The following is an 18230-nucleotide window of genomic DNA, read 5'->3' on the forward strand; positions in this document are numbered from 1 at the left end:
TCCTCCCTCTAGCGGCTCCCTTGATTTGTCACGGGCCGGGAACTGAGTCGGTGGCGGGGTAGTAGGCGAGATGAGAGAGGAATTGCCTGGCATCTTCGGTGATCTCTTTACGCTCTTGCAGGTCAAGGTGTCGCAGACCCAGCACGCTCGGTCCCATGCGCGGATTCGAGCGCAGCGTCTGCTCATGCTCGATCAGGAAGTTCCAGTAGAGGACGTTGAAGGGACAGGCGTCGGGTCCGCTACGCTGCTTGCACGAGTAGCGGCATCCATTGCAGTAATCGCTCATCTTGTTGATGTAGTTGGCGGAGGCGATATAGGGCTTGGTGGCCGTATAGCCATCGTCCGAGTTCATGCCCATGCCGACAACGTTGGGCAGCACAACCCAGTCGTAGGCATCAACGTAGCAGGAGAGGAACCAGTTAGAAACCTCGTAGGGATCGATACCCGAGAGCAGGCAGAAGTTGCAGATGACCATCAGGCGCTCGATATGGTTGGAGTAGCCAGTATCCAGCACGCGCCGCGCGATATGCTGGACGCACTTCATGTCCGTCAGACCATCCCAGAACATCTGCGGCATACGCCGGTGACCGTGCCAGCTATTAGCGTGGCGCAGACCCGGCATCTGCTGCCAGTACTGCCAGTACATAAATTCGCGCCACCCCAGGATCTGGCGCACAAAGCCTTCGACCGACTGGATAGGTGCCCTATGCTGATAGTAGGCGACCTCGGCCGCCTGCACCGCGTCCAATGGGTCGAGCAGGCCAATGTTAATATAGGGCGAGAGCTGCGAGTGATAGAGGCTGCTGGATTGCGAACTCATCGCATCTTCGTAGGGACCAAAATCGGTCAGGCGCTCGGCGATAAAGGTCTTCAATAGATGCTGCGCCTGCTCATGGGTGACTGCCAGATCAAAGTCGCGCGCGCTCCCCACACCATGATCCATGCTTTCAACCAGGCCGATAACATCGCGCGTGATAGCATCGGGCTGAAAGGTTGGGATCGCTGGTACATGCAGATGGGCAGGTAGACCCTGGCGATTGAGCTTATCATAATTCCACTGCCCGCCAGTTGGTTCGCCGTTATCGTCCAGCAGGATTCCATAGTGGCGACGCATGGCGTGATAGAAGTGTTCCATGACATAACGTTTGCCCGGCTGGGGCCGAGGGATAGGATTGTAGAACTCGATCAGAAACTGGCTGTTGGGCAGGACGGCTACAGAGACTCCCAGTTCTGCGGCTAAACGCTTTTGCTGGAGCTGACGAGTATCATATTCGCTGGCCGCCATGGTAAGCAAGCGCACTGGCTGCTGGCGCCTGACATGATCGAGCAGGCCAGATATAAAACTATCCGACCGTAAGAGCTCCACCTGGTAACCTCTGACGCGCAGGCGTTCAGCGTAATGACGCATCGCGCTGAGTAAGAGCACAATCTTCTTGCGTTGATAGGGCAACTGACAGATGCGCTCACGACTCTCAATCAGCACCACATAGATATCTTCACGCGGATAATCCTTCTCCGCCTCACGTAAAGCGGGATGATCCAACAATAGTTGGTCGCCAGGAATCCAGACGGAAACGACCTGCTTTTTCATGCAATCTCCCCTCACCGTCCATTTACCACAAATGACAATCTCCGATCCCCCCTTCTACTGACACCATTATGTTTTTGGTAATGTCTATATGATGCTTTCCCTTCCCATGACAGGTAAAAAGTCAGCCCATCTCCCATATCATGCGGCCTCGTTGCATGCCGCTATCGCTAAACTGGTTGACGGCAACCAGCACACATGCTCTCACGACCAATCAAAATGGATGATCGATGGTTACAAATATACTCAAGCAATCGTTATCACAACAGGAGGCGTGCTCAAAAATTGTCCAAAGAGCTGAGCTTCGTTTCTTTATGCCCGCCTCATACGTATTAAAAAAAGAGCTTATCATTTACATCCACGTGCTCGCTCTTATTCATTAGAAGGTAATCGAGAGGCATCGAAGATTTGCTGGCAGTTCCTGTCAGATAACTTTGACAGACAAAGGAGGTCACAGAGTGCCAAATCAGCCCTATTCATACAATAATGATCCACGTAATGATCCACGACAAAATTACCCGAATCAGCAGGACTCCTATCCTTACCAGGATTATGATGCGGAGACCGAACAGAATATCAATGCCAGGGGAGCCTACGTGCGCAGCCAACAACAGAACTATCAGGATCCTTCCGGCAACCAGGTCCAGCAGCGCCGAGAGGTGTACCGCGACTTCAACCAGAGCATGATCAATACCCGCTACTGGATTACTTCATTGATCTACTTCCTGCTGGGCGTGCTGGAGGTTGTGCTGGGACTGCGCTTCCTCTTCCGGCTCTTTGGCGCCAGCGAGGGAAGCCCTTTTATCAGATTCCTGTACGATCTCAGCCATCCCTTTGTCTACATTTTTAATGGCATCTTTAATGATCAGACCATCGGGAGCACCGGCGTCTTTGAGGTCTCGACCATCCTGGCGATGCTGATCTACGCCTTGATCGCCTGGGGAATCGTTTCCCTGGTGCGTGTCATCTTCTTCGCGAACGTGCCCAGCCGCCGCGAATATATCTCAACCCGCCGCCAGGGCCGCTTATAATCCCTATCATACCGATTATGTAACCGCTGCATCGTGATTGTGCAGCGGTTATCTTTTGCACCTTTCCTGGCCGTGCACCATTTATCACTCCCTTGCTCCGTGCGCCAATATCGTTACAATTACATATAGGACATAGCATTATCCAACGAAGCAGAAGGAATGAAGCGATGACGACAGATCAGCAAAGCTTACAATTAGCACGCCAGGCGTTTGAGGAGGGAGACGGCATCGTGCGCCTGACCCCGACCTGGGTGCCACGCGTTTTCTGTATACCGGGTCGCCGCCTGCGGCTGCATCCCGACGACCTGTATGCCTTCGGGGCGCGACGCGGGGGCATCGATGAGCGCTGGCTCGCCTCGACGGTACACGCCGATAATGGTCCTCTGACCAGCGAGGACGAGGGCCTGAGCTTTATCGCCGTGGCCGGTCAGAAGGTGCTGCTGCGCGATGCCCTGGATCTACTGGGAAAAGAGGTGCTGGGTGAGGAGGCGATCGAGCGCTATGGCGGCTGGGTCATGTTCAGCAAGTTCTTTGACAATATGCAGCCGCTGCCCTTCCACCTGCATCAGAACGATGAGCGGGCCGCCGACGTTGGTCGCGTTGGCAAGCCCGAGGCGTATTATTTCCCGGCCCAATATAATTTCTCCCTCAACGCCTTCCCATATACCTTTTTCGGCCTGGAGCCCGGTACAACTAAAGACCAGGTTGTCGCGTGTCTGAAGCGCTGGAACGAGGGAGACAACGGCATCCTTCAGCTCTCCAAAGCCTATCGCCTCTCTACCGGCACCGGCTGGGATGTGCCGACCGGCATCCTGCACGCGCCAGGGACACTCTGCACCTACGAGCCGCAGCGCGCCAGCGACGTCTCCTCGATGTGGCAGTCCCTGATCTCCGACTCTCAGATCATCGATCGCTCCATGCTGGTGAAGGATGTCCCTGAGAATAAATGGGAGGATTACGACTACCTGCTGTCGCTACTGGACTGGGAGGGCAATGTGGATCCGCAGTTTAAGGAGCGGCGCTTCCACACGCCGATCGAGGCCCGTCCCGTGGAGGAGATGCGGGACGCCGGCTACGATGAACGATGGATCGTCTATGGCAGCGAGTTCTTCAGCGCCAAAGAGGTGACGCTCCAGCCCGGTCGCAGCGTCACCCTGCGCGACGCCGGCGCGTACGGCCTGATCTGTGTGCAGGGCTACGGCCGCATCGGCCCGCATCCCATCTCAGCCCCATCTCTAATCCGCTTTGGCGAACTGACCGAGGACGAGTTCTTTGTCTCGCGACCAGCCGCGCAGCAGGGCGTTACCCTCACCAATCACAGCTCAAGCGAGCCGCTGGTGATCCTCAAACATTTCAATCCGGGCAACCCTGAGATGCCCCGTCCGTAAATTCATCATAATCATCATAATCGTCGTCGTAGGTGCGCCCCTCGCGGGCGCTTCCTGTTCCCAATCGAAAATACCCAATGGAGCCAAACACACACATGAGCACAGCACAAACATCGCTCCCACCAGGACCAAAGGGACTCCCTTTCATCGGTAGCCTGCTGGACTTTCAACGGCGACCTTTGCAGTTTTTCCGGGACCTTGAACGTACCTATGGAGGGATGGTCACCGTTATGGTTGGCAAGCAACCGGTCCTCCTCTGCTTCCGCCCGGAACATATCCGCTATTTTCTGGTTGAGAATCCGCGCAACTTTATCAAGCCGGGGACCGCGACCGGCGCGGGCCTGAAGCTATTTCTGGGGGATGGTCTGCTGACCATCGATGGTGAGCAGCATCGTCAGCAGCGCCGTCTGGTGCAGCCGGCCTTTCATAAGCACCGGGTCGATAGCTATGCGACGACGATGACACGCTACGCCCAGGAGACGGTCGATTCCTGGCAACCAGGCACAGTGGTCAACATGGCCAGCGAGATGCAGTACCTGACCCTGCGCATCATTACCAAAACGCTGTTCGATGTCGATTCGATCGAGCAGACCAGGCAGCTAGGGCGCGCCTTCGACGCGGTGATCAGCAGTGGTCCCCAGCGTTCAGCCGTCATGGGACGGCTGCTCCCGTCTTTCTCGGCGCGGCAAGAGCGCGAGCGTGAGGAGGGAGCACGCGTCATCGATACCTTTGTCTACGGTCTGATAGAGCAACGGAGAAAGATGAACCAGGATACCGGCGATGTGCTCTCGATGCTGCTGGCCGCCCAGAAGAACGAACCCGGATCCATGTCGGATAAACAGATCCATGATCACGTGCTCACCTTTGTGGCCGCTGGTCATGAGACGGCCCAGAATACCCTGGCCTGGACCATGTACCTGCTCTCGCAGCATCCCCATGTGCGCGCCCGCCTGCTGGCCGAACTGCAAACGGTGCTCAATGGACGTGTTCCTACGCTGGAAGACCTGGCGCAGCTCCCCTACCTGGAGGCCGTTATCAACGAGGCCTGGCGCTTCTATCCTCCCGCGTGGCGCCAGGCCCGCATGGCTATCGAGGATTTTGAGCTGGACGGCTACCACATTCCGGCTGGCACCATCGCCATCCTGAGCCAGTGGGTCGTCCATAACCTGTCCGACATCTGGGGTGATCCGGAAAATTTCCGGCCCGAGCGCTGGGACAGGCAGTCGGGCCAGCAGATTCCGCAAGGAGCCTACTTCCCGTTTGGACTGGGTCCGCGCATCTGTATTGGTATGCCCTTCGCCCAACTCGAAACAAAGCTCCTGCTGGCCACCATCCTGCAGCGCTATGTTCCACAGCTGGCGCCCGGGGCACGCGTGGTCTTCCAGCCGCTGGTAACGCTGCGTCCCAGATATGGGATGCCGATGCACCTGGATACCAATGATACGCTCACTCGCGCGCTTCAGGCGGTCTAGCCTCATCACAAACCGGACGGGATGCGCTGCATTGACTGATAATGGAGCGGATCTCGTTCTGGCAACCTTCAAGCGCATAGCGCATACGCAGGATAGCCTCTGAATCGCCATGCCGGACGGCGCAAGGCCAGCCTTGCTCTACGACGCGGGTCAAATCACTGAGCTCTTCCTGTAGAAAACTGACCTCGGGCAACGTCGTATACGAGGGAACGGGACGCGCGTAGCGCTCCCAGAAAGCGGCGAGCCAGTCCTCCTGGCTGGCCAGTTCTTTGCGACCCCGTTCGGTCAGGGAGTAGATGCTGCGTCCGACCTGCTTCTGTACCTGAATCAAGCCCTCGTCCTGCAGTAACTGTAACGTAGGGTAGACGTTGCCCGGACTGGGAGAATACTTACCGTAGGTACGCTCCTCAAACCACTTGATAATCTCATAACCATGCCTGGCGAAATGCCGCAGTGCCTCAAGCAAGAGGTAACGCAACATGCCTCGCTCCAGGCGCTCCTTACGCCCATGATGGTGATGTTCCCCACCCCCTTCCCCTCGCGCATCCCCGCCACGCCACGAATAATGATGGCGACGGTAGATATACTCCTCATGCCTACCTCCTCCAGGTTGCCTCCCTCCACCATGATGGTATACGTTTTCTTTCATGTAAAGTCCCTTTCATTACTATACCGTCATTAAGCATAAGCACTGCATCCATGACCAGTCGCACCGGCGCGACTGTTTCGACAGGGTATTCAGGGCGATAGAAAAGTCACATTCAGCTGGGTCAAGGGGCGGCTAGCCCCTTGCGGGGCGTGGGCGAGCATGCCGGGGGCATGATCAAGTCCCCACCCTCTCCCTCACCGGCGCCGAAGGCGGCAAAAATACTTTTTAATAGCCCTGCAGGGAATTAAAGGGGCTTGCTATTTCTTCTGAAGAAGATATATCCTTAGCAGCGGTATGTCAAGCGTATACGTATAATTTCTACGAAGATAGCAATTTTCCGTTAAAAATGTGACGCAAATACAGAAATTGAAGATCTTTTTAGCTGAATTGCCTGATGATGGTAAACTGAACCTTTGAAGCTAGACAGGCTATCGGGTTCATAGCGTCCAAAAACAGGTTAAATATATTGTTCGTGGATTATTTATCCTGCCAATAATTTTGCGCCGTGAGTATATTCTTGCATCTCAACGTGATTATCTGCTACAATGAATGTGGTCATGAAACGTTGTGAACAAGAAGCGGCTGGCATGTGCCAGCATAAAGCAATTTGATACAACCAGTGTCGTCCCTGACTCGAATCTCTATGGTGTATACTCTTGTGAGCAAGAGCAGGGCCCAGATACTCCACAAAAAGGACCCAATACGCCAGATCGATCTCGATAACACAGATATCGTACTGGAGTAGTTGCCAGATAAACAAGCATCAAATGATGCCTGGATAATAGCTTGGAGGTAAAAGTGAGCGACAATCTCGAAAAAAAGCCACCCGTTACCACTACTGATGCCGGTATTCCTGCCACCAGTGATGCGCATTCTCTCACGGTAGGCCCCAACGGACCTATAGTCCTGCAGGATCACTATCTGATCCAGAAGATGGCCCAGTTTAACCGAGAGCGCGTGCCTGAGCGTGTGGTGCATGCCAAGGGAAGTGGCGCGTTCGGCTATTTCGAAGTTACAGCGGACGTCACACAATGGACGAGCGCGGCCTTCCTCAATCAGGTCGGCAAGCGTACCCCAATTCTGGCACGCTTCTCCACTGTAGCCGGTGAGTTGGGATCGGCGGATACAGTGCGCGATCCACGTGGTTTCGCCATCAAATTCTATACTGAAGAAGGCAACTACGACCTGGTCGGCAACAACACACCAATCTTCTTTGTGCGCGATCCTTCAAAGTTCTCGGATTTCATCCATTCGCAGAAGCGCATGCCAGATTCAGATATGCGCAGCAATAACGCGCAATGGGATTTCTGGTCCCTCTCGCCGGAAGCGATGCACCAGGTGGCGTTCCTGATGACGGATCGCGGTATCCCCCGAACTTATCGCCATATGAATGGTTATGGTAGCCACACCTTCATGTGGATCAATAAGGGCGGGGAGAAGTTCTGGGTCAAGTATCACTTCAAAACCGAGCAGGGCATTGAGAACTTTACCGATTCCGACGCCAAAGCTATGGTCGCCGAAGATCCAGATTTCCATCGCCGTGACCTGCGCGAGTCGATCGAGAAGAAAGACTTCCCCGTCTGGCGCCTGGAAATGCAGATCATGCCATTTGAGGACGCGGCCAACTACCGCTTCAATCCCTTTGATCTGACCAAGGTCTGGCCACACAGCGATTATCCACTCATCGAGGTTGGTCGCATGGTGCTGGATCGCAATCCAGAGAACTTCTTTGCCCAGATGGAGCAGGCATCGTTCGAGCCCGCCAATATGGTCCCCGGCATCGGACCCAGCCCGGATAAGATGCTGCTTGGCCGTCTGTTCAGCTATCCCGATACCCATCGCCATCGCATTGGAGCCAACTACCTGCAGTTGCCGGTGAATCAGCCGCGTAACGAGGTGCATAGCTACAATAAGGACGGCGCGATGCGCTATCGCAACAACGGCAACCAGCCCGTCTACGCCCCCAACAGCTATGGTGGCCCACAGGCCAATCCCAATATCATCGAGCCCAGCTGGGAGTCCAACGGTGAGCTCGTGCGCAGCGCCTACACGCTGCACGCGGAAGACGATGATTTCGGGCAGGCTGGCACCCTCTATCGCAAGGTGCTGTCGCAGACCGATCGCGACCATATGGTCGACAATATCGTGGCCCACATGAGCAAGGGCGTCGAACCGTTCATCCAGGAGCGAGCGATCAAGCTGTGGCTCCAGGTTGATAAGGATCTCGGTAGCCGCATCGCCCAGGGTCTTGGTGCCACAGTCGTCATGCCAGCCGGGGAGACCCAGGAGGCTCAGCGCTCCTAAAATCTGAAACTCTGTGATGAGTGAGACGAAAAGAAGGGCGACCCAACCGCGTGGTTGGGTCGCCCTTCTTTTCGTCTCACTCATCACAGACCGGCTATCCGACCTGACTCGGCTGCGGCTGCTCGACTGCGGGAGCCTCTTTTTTAGCTGAGGACTGGTATTTTCCGGGCCAGCCAGGGAGGAAGATCGAGAGCAAGATGGCGACGAGGGCGATGATAAAGGTGGCCATATAGGCATGCTCAAGTCCGGTAATATACTGGCTCTGGAACTGGTGGATGCCGTTGAGAACCGTCTGACGTACGGGCGGGGGCAGCTTTGAAATGTCACCGCCGCTCGGGATGTTCTTTGGCATGCTGATCGTAATGGCGGCGGTCAGAATAGTCGCCAGGACGGCCACGCCGATCGACTGCATGGTCTGACGCGTCGCCTGCACCAGCGGGGTGGCGCGGTTGAGACGCGACAGGGGCACATCGAGCAGAGCCGCGATCTGGCTGTTCTGGATGATCAGGCCCACCGCCAGACCGCGCAGGACCAGCAAGAAGATGATGAAGTTGATGCTGGTGTCGATCTTGATCTGTGAGAACTGATAGGTGTTATAGGCAATCAGGATAAATCCGAGGACGATCGGCACGCGCGGTCCGATGCGATCGGCGAGGCGCCCGGCGATAAAGCTGGAAAAGGCCGACGCGATCGCCAGCGGCAGCAGGATCAAACCAGCCTGAAACGCGCTCTGGCCGCGCAGGATCTGCAGGTAGAGCGGCAGCAGGAATTCCGCTCCAAAGAGGGCGATAGTACCAACCATGCTGGCGACGTTGGCGATAGCAAAGCTGGGAATGCCAAAAAGGCGCAGGTCCATCAACGGGTCGGGCATGCGCAGTTCGACGATGGAGAACACGGCCAGAGCCAGCAGTCCAATTACCAAACCGGCAATGACGCGCGGATCGGTCCAGCCGGAGCCTTGCTCACCGGCGATCGAGGCGGCGAACAGGATGGAGCCAAAGCCCAGGGCCGACAGGATGATGCCGGGAATGTCGGCACGCACCTTCGCGGAGCCCGGAGCCTCGCGCAAGAAGAGCGTCCCAATCGTCAGACCAATAATCCCGATCGGGAGATTCAGGAAGAAGATCCATGACAAAAGGTCACGATCAACCAGCCAGCCGCCCAGCAGGGGTCCAATAGCGGGAGCGAAAACCAGCACAATGCCAAAGATGCCAAAGGCGGCCCCACGCTCACGAGGCGGAAAAGCCCGAAAGAGCAGCGCGGTCCCCAGCGGCAGCGAGATACCACCGCCAACGCCCTGGATGGCGCGGGCGCCAATCAAAAAGGCCAGCGAGGGCGCGAAACCACAGAGCAACGACCCCAGCACAAACAGCGCCAGTCCAAGCAGGTAGATACGCTTCACGCCAAAGCGATCACCCAGGAAACCTGACAGCGGCGTCGCGATACCCAGCGCCAGCGTATACAGGCTGATCACCCACTGCGACTCACTGGTCGAGACCGAATAATGCTGCTGCAAAGACTTCAGAGCTACGTTAATGACGGTTGAATCCAGAATCACCATAAACAGGCCAAACACCACAGTTGCCAGCACACGCCACTTATAGCCGGCATCACCAGCATGCTGAGATCCTGGCGAGAACTGTGCATTCTCTTCCATGCCCGTCCTCCTTATCATACGATAAATAACTAACAACAAAGATAAGCATTTTTTATGCCACACCAAGGACGAATGACACTAATGCTTGCGGGTAACTTTTAAAAATTTATTTATCATTTGATAAATAAATTTACTACAGAAATATAGAATCTAGCGCTGCAATTGTCAAGGCTCTAATATTAGAGAGTATTTGACTTGCGTCATGGTGGGGGCGCTCACGCCTCCTGGAAAAAGTGTGTCTAACACCCCACAATCGGAACCGCCGTCGGTGGATCGCTCACGCCATTCCTGTTCGGCTTATTGATCCAAACCAATAACCCCTGGATCGTCTTTGATGGCTTCCTGCTCGGCGCCGTACTGATGGTAGCGGCTGGCGCCGTCGCGGTCTTCTTCGGTATCGATGCCGAAAGGAAATCGCTGGAGAGCGTGGCCGATCCCCTCTCAGCGGCGAAAAGCCATAGTGCAGGCGCCGCTGGCAAGGGTTCCCTTCCGCAGAAAAGTATGGGGATGCAATAGGAGATATCAAGTGGCGTAAACCTAAAGGGCGTTCGCATTCGCGAACACCCTTTAGGTTTACGCCAAAATAGGCACTCTGGTATTGACAATTATCAATTTATAGTTAATACTCTTAGAAAGAGTGTTTAGGTGCCAAAACAATTTCTAGTTATTCAACTTCAATTGTTCCCCAATGCTCTTGTCTGTTATTTGTCAGCACTGATGCAAACATACCCGTACGGCTTATTTGACTCCGCTGTAAGTACAGCAATATTCTGTACGGGCATTATGAAAACATGTTTTCATGATGTACGTATGTTATTGCGTCTGCGGAAAGGAAGCCGTTTTGCGCAAATTTTTACTCTCCTTCTATTTGATGGCTGCCCTTCTACTTACCATGGCGGCCACTACTACCAGCGCATTTGCTCAGGCCAGTAACGTGCGATCCTTTACTTCTCATCATGTATGTGGCGCTGTCGCAGCGGGCAACGTTCATTGTAATGCGGTCCAGATCGATAGCAAAGGTGGAAAGACAACGCCCAATGCCTCTCCTTCTGGTCTCAATCCCACGGATCTGCAGTCGGCCTACAAACTGCCTTCATCAACGGCTGGTAGCGGCCAGACGGTTGCGATCGTGGACGCCTACAATGATCCCAATGCAGAATCAGACCTGGCGGTCTATCGCAGCCAGTTTGGTCTGCCTGCCTGTACAACGGCCAACGGTTGTTTCCGCAAAGTGGACCAGAATGGTGGTACAAAGTATCCACGTGGAAACAGTGGTTGGGCGGAGGAGATTTCGCTCGATCTGGATATGGTGAGCGCGATCTGCCCTAACTGCCATATCCTGCTGGTTGAGGCATCGAGCTCTTCCTTCACTAATCTGGGAACCGGCGTCAATACCGCCGTCAACCTGGGCGCCAACACCATTAGCAATAGCTACGGTGGCAACGAGTCCAGCAGCGAGACCAGCTATGCATCCTACTACAATCATCCAGGACACGTCATTACAGCCAGCTCCGGCGACAATGGCTATGGTGTAGAGTCGCCAGCCGCGTACAACACGGTGGTTGCGGTTGGTGGTACCTCTCTCTCGAAGAGCAGCAACACCCGTGGTTGGAGCGAGACGGCCTGGAATGGTGCGGGTAGCGGTTGTAGCGCGTATATCACCAAGCCCTCCTGGCAGAAGGATAGCGGCTGTAGCCGTCGCACCGTCGCTGACGTCTCAGCGGTTGCCGATCCCAACACCGGCGTCTCGGTCTATGATACCTACGGTCAGGGGAGCGGTTGGATGGTCTTTGGTGGCACCAGCGTGGCATCTCCCATTATCGCCAGCGTCTATGCCCTGGCCGGCAATGCCAGCAGCGTCAACGCCGCCCAGTCGCTCTACAGCAACACCGGCAGTCTGTTCGACGTCACCAGTGGCAGCAACGGCTCCTGCGGTGGTAGCTACCTGTGCACAGCAGGCTCAGGATATGATGGTCCCACTGGTCTTGGCACCCCCAATGGTACCGGAGCCTTCTAAGCATCTCAACAGAACCGATCTTCTCTTTAAGAAGAAGAATGCCAGCCTGGGCCTCCAGGCTGGCATTTTTATGCCCCCTGGATAGTATGGCCGACGCCGAGCGTCCTGCCTTAGCGACTAGCGCCGATCAAGCAGCCAGCCTTCGAATTGAGCCACGGTCCGCTCCAGTTCTTCAGTCTGCAGACACAGCTGCAGCATGGCGCCTTTGAAGAAAGACATCATCGCGTGGGCGGTCAAGGCCGGGTCAAGATCAGCCCGGAAAAGCCGCTGATTGATCCCCTCTACCAACACGTTGATCAGATACTGTTGCCAGTCGTCATCAGCCTGCTTGAGGATCTGGTAGATGGCCTGGTCGCGTTCAGATCGCAGGATAAGTTCACCCATCACGCGAAAAATTTCAGGGGTATCAATGAGCATGCGCGTCAAATGAGCCAGGTGCTGGTGCAGAACCTCAACAGGTGTCTTTTCAGCGGCCTCGCTACCAGCATCCTGAACAACCGCGATGTGCTGAACAATATAATCGACCACGCCCTGGATCAGCTTTTCTTTCGTTGAGAAATAATAGTACAGGGTGCCGATATTCATCCCAGCCCCGGCCGCAACGTCACGGGTCCGCAAACCCTCTACCCCCTTGCTGGCTATCAGCCCAAAGGCCGCCAGCACGATCTCCTGACGCCGATCCTCGCTGCCAGCGTTACCAGCCGCCGTCACCTGTATATTTTCTGCATCCATATGGGGATAGGTATTATCATCCTGATACATTATAGCAATCTCCTACAATCAAACGCTTGACCGAACATCATAAACCTGTGATTTATACGGCACGCGCTTGAACGAAAAATACAGAATTACCGCAGATATAAATTTAATAATATATGCCAGTTATGACATACGCTTCTTCCATTGAGCAGCTCTTCATATGCGATACCCACTATATCTCTCTTCGCTTGAAAATCACAAATGTGATTCTTGTAATCTCCGTCGTTATACATACAGATTATACTAACAAGACTGTTTGTTGTACAAATGGATAAAAATAAAAAAAAAGAATGAGAAGAATGGTCAAAAAAAGAAAACCGGGTAGATGCATTGACATAAGATGTTGTCTTTTATGTCATACATGCTACCCGGTACCCGGTTGGCCGGGGTTTCGGAAGCGCCTGGACAGTTGCTTACTTATTTCACAAGAATGTATATCATGTCAGACAAGGTTTTGTCAATTCCCGATCAATTAAGCAGAGAAAATTCGTTAAGAGAGTCACCTACACTGCATGAGTTTATAGCTTCTATTTCCTGTCTCCATTATAACAGGAACAACGGCTATAAGAATACAGTGATGTGTTTTCAGGGCAGCAGGGAAGCCATGTCGGCCAGCGAGGTAAAGGGGTCCCAGATAGTGAGGAAGGTGCGTTCAACCCCCATGGCTTCCCAGCTTGCCAGCTTTGCTGCGATATCGGCAGGCCACTCCCAGACATAGACCGAGAGGGAAGGTGAACGCGGGGCGGACGCGATCTGTTCGGCGGCGAAGCGGATGATTTCGTCGTCGGCATAAACGTTGATCTCGTCGGCATACGTGACGGCGCTCTGGATCAGGCGGCGCGAGTTGCCAGCGCCCACAACAACACGCATCGGTTGCGCTGGAACCGGTGTAGAGGCGGCGTTGGTCAGGTGAATATGCTCTCCGGCGAACGTTACCTGCCGCCCGGCCCAGACCTGGCGCAGCACCTGAATGGTTTCCTTGAGGCCATCGATACGCGTTTGCGGCGCCGGTATCGGCAATCCCCACGCGCGCGCCTCCTGAAAGAAATCGCCCGCTCCGATGCCCAGCTCAAATCGGCCCGAGCTCAAAATAGAGAGTACCGACGTCTCTTTAGCCAGCACGCCGGGTAGATAGTTCAGACGATCAATCACCATCGGCACCAGTTTGATGCGCCGCGTGCTCATGGCCAGTGCCCCGTAGAGCGACCAACCGGAAAGATAGGGCCACTCCAGTTTATCGGTATGAAAGTGATCTAAAAAGCTGAGAGCATCAAAACCCTGGACGTCGGCCGCCCGGGCCGCCGCTACGATAGCCGACCAGTTCCCGGTCGGACCCAGATTTACCCCGATACGCATACCAGGTTTCTCCTCTGCGAATACACTACGAGCGTGTCAGACTCCCGCCATGTTGGGGCCACTTGCGCGCCCCCGCACAGGCGTCCGCTGCGCGGCCGCACTGTTTTTGTGTGTTGGTGCAGTGCGTGCGCAGATGCGCACGCACTGCACCAACACACCATGGACTCGTGAGCACCGCAGGTGCGAAAACTCATGCAGCCCTCAGGCGATGATGATGAAAGTCTGACACGCACTACGAACGTGTCTCACTCTCGTTATACTGGGGACGTGAGCGCCCCCATGGTGACGAGAGTCTGGCACATTCCAAAAACAGCTTCAGATAGGGAGTATAAAGCACCCAATATGACAGCTCCCGTCATATTGCGATCGATGCATATTGGCCGGCCTATATTTGGGCCAGAGGAAGCGCGCCGGACACGTGTTAGCGTGGAGAGGACAGGTGGTCGGTGAGCTTTTTGAGGCGTTCGAGGAGATCACGGTATTCGCCGTACTCTATGCCGTACTGGCAGCTTATTTTCTGGGGGATGGGGCTGGCCAGCATTTTGAGGTTGCTCCCCTCTTCTGTGAGCACAATATCGACGACACGCTGGTCGCTGTGGCGGCGCTGGCGCGCGATATAGCCCACGCCCTCCAGGCGCTTGAGCAGTGGAGAAAGGGTCCCTGAATCCAGGTGCAGCAGTTGCCCGAGATCTTTGACAGAACAGCTCTGGCGCTCCCACAAGACGAGCATGACCAGGTATTGGGGATAGGTCAACCCTAACTCGTCGAGCAGCGGCCGATAGGCGTCGATCGCCGCCCGAGAGGCCGAATACAGGGCGAAACAGAGCATGTCGCTGATGTGCACCTTCTGCTCCTCAGCCAGCGTACTCCCCACGACATCGCTGTTCATCCCCTCAAATGGCCATCGCTCTTCTACATTCTTATCACCCATGGCGTATGCCCCTCCAGTCCATTTTTTACAGGTGTATATGCATTTCCATTTAATTGTACGCAATTGTATAGCACACAATTAAATAGAAGTCAAGCAATCGCCTCCGGTGAGGCATCCAGCTACCATTGCCTTGACATTGCTCTAAATTCTGTGGTATAAATTGCTTACAATTTAATTGTGTACAATTTAATTGTGTACAACTCACATTCCTGAAAAATAGAGATGAAAGGCGGCTTAATACTATGAAGATTCTGTATACAGCAGAAGCAAGCGTTCAGGGTGGGCGTGAAGGGGAGGCTCGTTCGTCGGATGGGCGTCTGGCGGTAAAGCTGAGCGTGCCAAAGGAGATGGGAGGTTCCGGCGGTGAGGGGACCAATCCCGAGCAGCTGTTCGCGGCTGGCTACGCGGCCTGCTTTCAGTCGGCATTGATGTTGGCGGCACGCCGTCAGAGAGTTGATGCCAGCGCGTCAACTGTGACGGCGAAGGTGGCCGTCAGCCCCAATGGCGAGGGTGGCTTCGGGCTTGAGGTCGAGCTGCACGTCTTTATCCCCGATGTGGACCAGGAGACCGGTGAGCGGCTGGTTGAGTTAACACACCGGGTCTGCCCTTACTCCAACGCGACCCGTGGTAACATCCCGGTTCGGCTCTATTTTGAGGAGCAGCCACTCGCCATCTCGTAGTAGCCGCCAATCTCACTCCCAATGCATAAAGAGGAAGCGTTTGTACGAGCGTGCTCGTACAAACGCTTCCTCTTCCTCTTTACCCACTGAACCTCGACAGGGGGTAAGGTCAACCAGAGGTACTATGAAGCTTGTCAATATATACTAAGCTCTGGCATACTTCTATCTATAATAGTCTTCCTCTATATACAATGCCATTGCTTCAGGCAAGGAGCTCGCTATGTACAAAGATACGCCCAAATTTCGCCTGCAGATGTATCGCCAGTACAGCAAGGACTATGGAGAGCTAAGCTCAGAGGGCGATTACCAGCTCAATGATCAGGTGCGCTTTTATGATGGCCACGCCAAAGGGACGATTACCTGGAAGTATATGATGCGCAATCGTGGCCTGGTGTATGTGCTGGAAGATTATTCGGGTGTCCACTTCCAGGTTATGGCTCACGAGATCGTCGGCATGGCATAGCCGTCCCTCCGCCCTGAGAGGCTTCAAGAAGGCAAGGCCTTATTGGCGGCTGGAAAAAGCCAGGCGCACACCCAGGCCCACCAGGATCCCCCCGGTCAACTTCTGGATGATCTTCGCTGCCCCCACGTGGCGCTTCAGCCATATTCCCAGGGCGCTCGCCAGCAAGGAGATGCTGGAGTCGATGGATAGGCTCACCAGGTTAAAGAGCAGGCCGAGCAGCAATAGTTGTAGCGGAACCGCTCCGCGCGCGGGATCAACGAATTGTGGCAAAAATGCCAGGTAGAAAAAAGCCACTTTGGGATTGAGCAGCGTGGTAAGGGCACCCTGAAAGAAGGCCCTGAGCAAACCCGTTCTTTCGCTCCCTGTGCCCGCTAGCATCTCTTCACGGCTCAGCAACGTGCGCACGCCCAGATAGATCAGGTAGAGCGCGCCGGCAAATTTAATGACCTCATACGCCACCGGCACCGCTAGAAAGAGGCCCGAGAGCCCCAGGGCGACCGCCGTCGTCTGCAACACACCTCCGGTGGCGATGCCAAGACAGGAAACGATACCCGAGGAACGTCCCTGTCCCGTGCTGCGCGCGATAATATAGAGCATGTCTGGCCCTGGTATGATACAGATCACAATTGTGGTTACGAGGAGTAGAGAGATACTGGTTAGCGTTGGCATGGCATCATTCCTTAAAATATAAGAGAGTGGCTCACGCTCTCTGGTAAGGGGGCGTGAGCGGCCCCGCACAGGCGGCCGCCCTGGTTTTGTATATTGGTGCATCGGGGGGCGCGTGAACGCGCCCCCCGATGCACCAATATACAAATGACCCGCGAGCACCAAAGGTGCGTAAGCCCGGGCATGCGTCAGGCGATTATCTTGCGCATCAGGCACATTCTAAGATAATACACATTCCTATTTACAATTCTAACATAATTCTGCCAGGGGGCACACGTCAAGCTTCAGGAGGATTGTCAGCCAGCCAGAGATCTGCTACATTAAACTCATATATAAGGAAGGAGCTGATATGAGCACGTTAGGATTATGTATTCGGGTTGACGATGAGATCGAGTTGCGCCTGCATGAGCTGCGCTATGCAGAGGCGTATCATGCCCTGGTAGTACGCAACATTGAGCATCTGCGTGAATGGATGCCGTGGGCGGCCGAAGAACAGACACTTGAAGGCATCAAGAACTTTATGAGCAGCAGCATGCATCGCTTCGCCGATGGCACGGGTCTGCCAACCAATCTCTGGTATCGCGGCCAGCTGGTCGGCTCTATCGGCTATCCACGCATGAGCTGGCAGGCACGCCAGGCTGAGATCGGCTACTGGCTGGACAAGGATATGCAGGGGAAAGGGATTATCACCAGGGCGACCAAAGCGCTGGTAACCTATGCATTCGAGGAGCTCGGGCTCAATAAAGTCGAGATTCACGCGGCCTCGGGCAATTATCGAAGCCGGGCTGTGCCAGAGAGGCTGGGCTTCAGACAGGAAGGGACCTTGCGTCAGACCGTATGGGTCAACGGCCAGGTGTACGACATGATTATCTATGGCATGCTGGCCAGCGAGTGGCATCCTTCCACCAGCACCAGCGTCCTATCCTAGATTATATGCAACAACGATCGCGGGACCTACGAGCTGAGCTTACGCAGCGTGCGCAGATTCTTTTGCAGGCCATGCAGCACATCCTCAAACCTGGTAAGCTCCTCGATCGATTGCTCAATCGCTTCTGAATCACAGCTCCCCTGCTCTTCGAGCGCATCAAGAATGACATAGAGCGATGCGCTGAGAGAGCCATCCTGCAGGCTCATCTGCACGATCGCCTGGAGAATTTGCTCACGCACAAGCATGCGTTTCTCATGGCCATCGCACTTTTTCCGCTCGCCCATGTAGTTCTCCCTTCATAAAAAATCTATGTATAACATGCACGCGCTAGCGCTCTCAAT

Annotated in this window: 17 protein-coding genes; 9 read left to right on the forward strand and 8 right to left on the reverse strand. The window is 54.8% G+C overall.

Features of this window, described 5'->3' with window-relative positions; genetic code table 11:
- Positions 1-28: 28 nt before the first annotated feature.
- On the reverse strand, positions 29-1591 hold the full coding sequence (locus KTT_RS26165; RefSeq protein ID WP_126600358.1) for a cryptochrome/photolyase family protein: 1563 nt from the start codon (positions 1589-1591) through the stop codon (positions 29-31).
- 455 nt (positions 1592-2046) lie between these two features.
- Here KTT_RS26165 and KTT_RS26170 point away from each other — a divergent pair, with 455 nt between their 5' ends.
- From KTT_RS26170 to KTT_RS26180, 3 genes are all read left to right on the forward strand, one after another.
- Entirely contained in the window at positions 2047-2619 is a 573-nt protein-coding gene (locus KTT_RS26170; RefSeq protein ID WP_126600361.1) for a YggT family protein, read from the forward strand.
- Positions 2620-2786: 167 nt separating this feature from the next.
- A complete protein-coding gene (locus KTT_RS26175; protein WP_126600363.1) occupies positions 2787-4007 on the forward strand; it encodes a cupin domain-containing protein in 1221 nt (406 codons plus the stop codon).
- A gap of 95 nt (positions 4008-4102) precedes the next feature.
- Entirely contained in the window at positions 4103-5479 is a 1377-nt protein-coding gene (locus KTT_RS26180; RefSeq protein WP_126600364.1) for a cytochrome P450, read from the forward strand.
- Here the strand turns inward: KTT_RS26180 and KTT_RS26185 are convergent.
- The gene (locus KTT_RS26185) at positions 5454-6128 is read right to left on the reverse strand and encodes a PadR family transcriptional regulator (RefSeq protein ID WP_218031016.1); all 675 of its coding nucleotides are present in this window, start codon (positions 6126-6128) and stop codon (positions 5454-5456) included. The two genes, KTT_RS26180 and KTT_RS26185, sit on opposite strands and share 26 nt — an antisense overlap.
- A 798-nt stretch (positions 6129-6926) precedes the next feature.
- Here KTT_RS26185 and KTT_RS26190 point away from each other — a divergent pair.
- On the forward strand, positions 6927-8432 hold the full coding sequence (locus KTT_RS26190) for a catalase (RefSeq protein ID WP_126600366.1): 1506 nt from the start codon (positions 6927-6929) through the stop codon (positions 8430-8432).
- 94 nt (positions 8433-8526) lie between these two features.
- Here the strand turns inward: KTT_RS26190 and KTT_RS26195 are convergent, their stop codons facing one another.
- Positions 8527-10089, reverse strand: a complete 1563-nt coding sequence (locus KTT_RS26195; protein ID WP_160146147.1) for a DHA2 family efflux MFS transporter permease subunit — start codon at positions 10087-10089, stop codon at positions 8527-8529.
- 300 nt (positions 10090-10389) lie between these two features.
- On the opposite strand from KTT_RS26195, the gene KTT_RS26200 reads away from it, so the two are divergent.
- Both KTT_RS26200 and KTT_RS26205 read left to right on the forward strand, forming a co-directional pair.
- Positions 10390-10605: a hypothetical protein gene (locus KTT_RS26200; protein ID WP_126600370.1), complete on the forward strand. Its 216-nt coding sequence runs from the start codon at positions 10390-10392 to the stop codon at positions 10603-10605.
- 355 nt (positions 10606-10960) lie between these two features.
- Positions 10961-12106, forward strand: a complete 1146-nt coding sequence (locus KTT_RS26205) for a S53 family peptidase (protein ID WP_126603148.1) — start codon at positions 10961-10963, stop codon at positions 12104-12106.
- Between the two features lie 117 nt (positions 12107-12223).
- On the opposite strand, the gene KTT_RS26210 is transcribed toward KTT_RS26205, so the two are convergent.
- The 3 genes from KTT_RS26210 to KTT_RS26220 form a co-directional block, all read right to left on the reverse strand.
- Positions 12224-12868 carry a TetR/AcrR family transcriptional regulator gene (locus tag KTT_RS26210; protein ID WP_126600372.1) on the reverse strand — a complete coding sequence of 215 codons (645 nt, stop codon included), beginning with the start codon at positions 12866-12868 and terminating at the stop codon, positions 12224-12226.
- A gap of 582 nt (positions 12869-13450) precedes the next feature.
- Positions 13451-14221 (reverse strand): LLM class flavin-dependent oxidoreductase, encoded by a 771-nt coding sequence (locus tag KTT_RS26215; protein ID WP_126600374.1) that lies wholly within the window; start codon positions 14219-14221, stop codon positions 13451-13453.
- Positions 14222-14642: 421 nt separating this feature from the next.
- Complete coding sequence (locus tag KTT_RS26220; RefSeq protein ID WP_235845880.1) at positions 14643-15152, reverse strand: MarR family winged helix-turn-helix transcriptional regulator; 510 nt, start codon at positions 15150-15152, stop codon at positions 14643-14645.
- Positions 15153-15394: 242 nt separating this feature from the next.
- On the opposite strand from KTT_RS26220, the gene KTT_RS26225 reads away from it, so the two are divergent.
- The gene (locus KTT_RS26225) at positions 15395-15832 is read left to right on the forward strand and encodes an organic hydroperoxide resistance protein (RefSeq protein ID WP_126600376.1); all 438 of its coding nucleotides are present in this window, start codon (positions 15395-15397) and stop codon (positions 15830-15832) included.
- A gap of 220 nt (positions 15833-16052) precedes the next feature.
- On the forward strand, positions 16053-16295 hold the full coding sequence (locus tag KTT_RS26230; protein WP_126600378.1) for a hypothetical protein: 243 nt from the start codon (positions 16053-16055) through the stop codon (positions 16293-16295).
- 39 nt (positions 16296-16334) lie between these two features.
- Here the strand turns inward: KTT_RS26230 and KTT_RS26235 are convergent, their stop codons facing one another.
- Positions 16335-16964 carry a LysE family translocator gene (locus KTT_RS26235; RefSeq protein ID WP_126600380.1) on the reverse strand — a complete coding sequence of 210 codons (630 nt, stop codon included), beginning with the start codon at positions 16962-16964 and terminating at the stop codon, positions 16335-16337.
- A 346-nt stretch (positions 16965-17310) separates the two neighbouring features.
- Here KTT_RS26235 and KTT_RS26240 point away from each other — a divergent pair, with 346 nt between their 5' ends.
- A complete protein-coding gene (locus KTT_RS26240) occupies positions 17311-17889 on the forward strand; it encodes a GNAT family N-acetyltransferase (protein ID WP_126600382.1) in 579 nt (192 codons plus the stop codon).
- A gap of 26 nt (positions 17890-17915) precedes the next feature.
- Here the strand turns inward: KTT_RS26240 and KTT_RS26245 are convergent, their stop codons facing one another.
- Entirely contained in the window at positions 17916-18173 is a 258-nt protein-coding gene (locus tag KTT_RS26245) for a hypothetical protein (RefSeq protein WP_126600384.1), read from the reverse strand.
- Positions 18174-18230 lie beyond the last annotated feature (57 nt).

The sequence above is a fragment of the Dictyobacter aurantiacus genome (assembly GCF_003967515.1).
GTDB classification, from domain to species: domain Bacteria; phylum Chloroflexota; class Ktedonobacteria; order Ktedonobacterales; family Ktedonobacteraceae; genus Dictyobacter; species Dictyobacter aurantiacus.

What these genes read in the sequence shown, in the direction of transcription:
- KTT_RS26165 (WP_126600358.1), bottom strand. Translation starts at nt 1,591, where the DNA reads ATGAAAAAGCAGGTCGTTTCCGTCTGGATTCCTGGCGACCAACTATTG.
- KTT_RS26175 (WP_126600363.1), top strand. Translation starts at nt 2,787, where the DNA reads ATGACGACAGATCAGCAAAGCTTACAATTAGCACGCCAGGCGTTTGAG.
- KTT_RS26180 (WP_126600364.1), top strand. Translation starts at nt 4,103, where the DNA reads ATGAGCACAGCACAAACATCGCTCCCACCAGGACCAAAGGGACTCCCT.
- KTT_RS26185 (WP_218031016.1), bottom strand. Translation starts at nt 6,128, where the DNA reads ATGAAAGAAAACGTATACCATCATGGTGGAGGGAGGCAACCTGGAGGA.
- KTT_RS26195 (WP_160146147.1), bottom strand. Translation starts at nt 10,089, where the DNA reads ATGGAAGAGAATGCACAGTTCTCGCCAGGATCTCAGCATGCTGGTGAT.
- KTT_RS26205 (WP_126603148.1), top strand. Translation starts at nt 10,961, where the DNA reads ATGGCTGCCCTTCTACTTACCATGGCGGCCACTACTACCAGCGCATTT.
- KTT_RS26210 (WP_126600372.1), bottom strand. Translation starts at nt 12,868, where the DNA reads ATGTATCAGGATGATAATACCTATCCCCATATGGATGCAGAAAATATA.
- KTT_RS26215 (WP_126600374.1), bottom strand. Translation starts at nt 14,221, where the DNA reads ATGCGTATCGGGGTAAATCTGGGTCCGACCGGGAACTGGTCGGCTATC.
- KTT_RS26220 (WP_235845880.1), bottom strand. Translation starts at nt 15,152, where the DNA reads ATGGGTGATAAGAATGTAGAAGAGCGATGGCCATTTGAGGGGATGAAC.
- KTT_RS26225 (WP_126600376.1), top strand. Translation starts at nt 15,395, where the DNA reads ATGAAGATTCTGTATACAGCAGAAGCAAGCGTTCAGGGTGGGCGTGAA.
- KTT_RS26230 (WP_126600378.1), top strand. Translation starts at nt 16,053, where the DNA reads ATGTACAAAGATACGCCCAAATTTCGCCTGCAGATGTATCGCCAGTAC.
- KTT_RS26235 (WP_126600380.1), bottom strand. Translation starts at nt 16,964, where the DNA reads ATGCCAACGCTAACCAGTATCTCTCTACTCCTCGTAACCACAATTGTG.
- KTT_RS26240 (WP_126600382.1), top strand. Translation starts at nt 17,311, where the DNA reads ATGAGCACGTTAGGATTATGTATTCGGGTTGACGATGAGATCGAGTTG.
- KTT_RS26245 (WP_126600384.1), bottom strand. Translation starts at nt 18,173, where the DNA reads ATGGGCGAGCGGAAAAAGTGCGATGGCCATGAGAAACGCATGCTTGTG.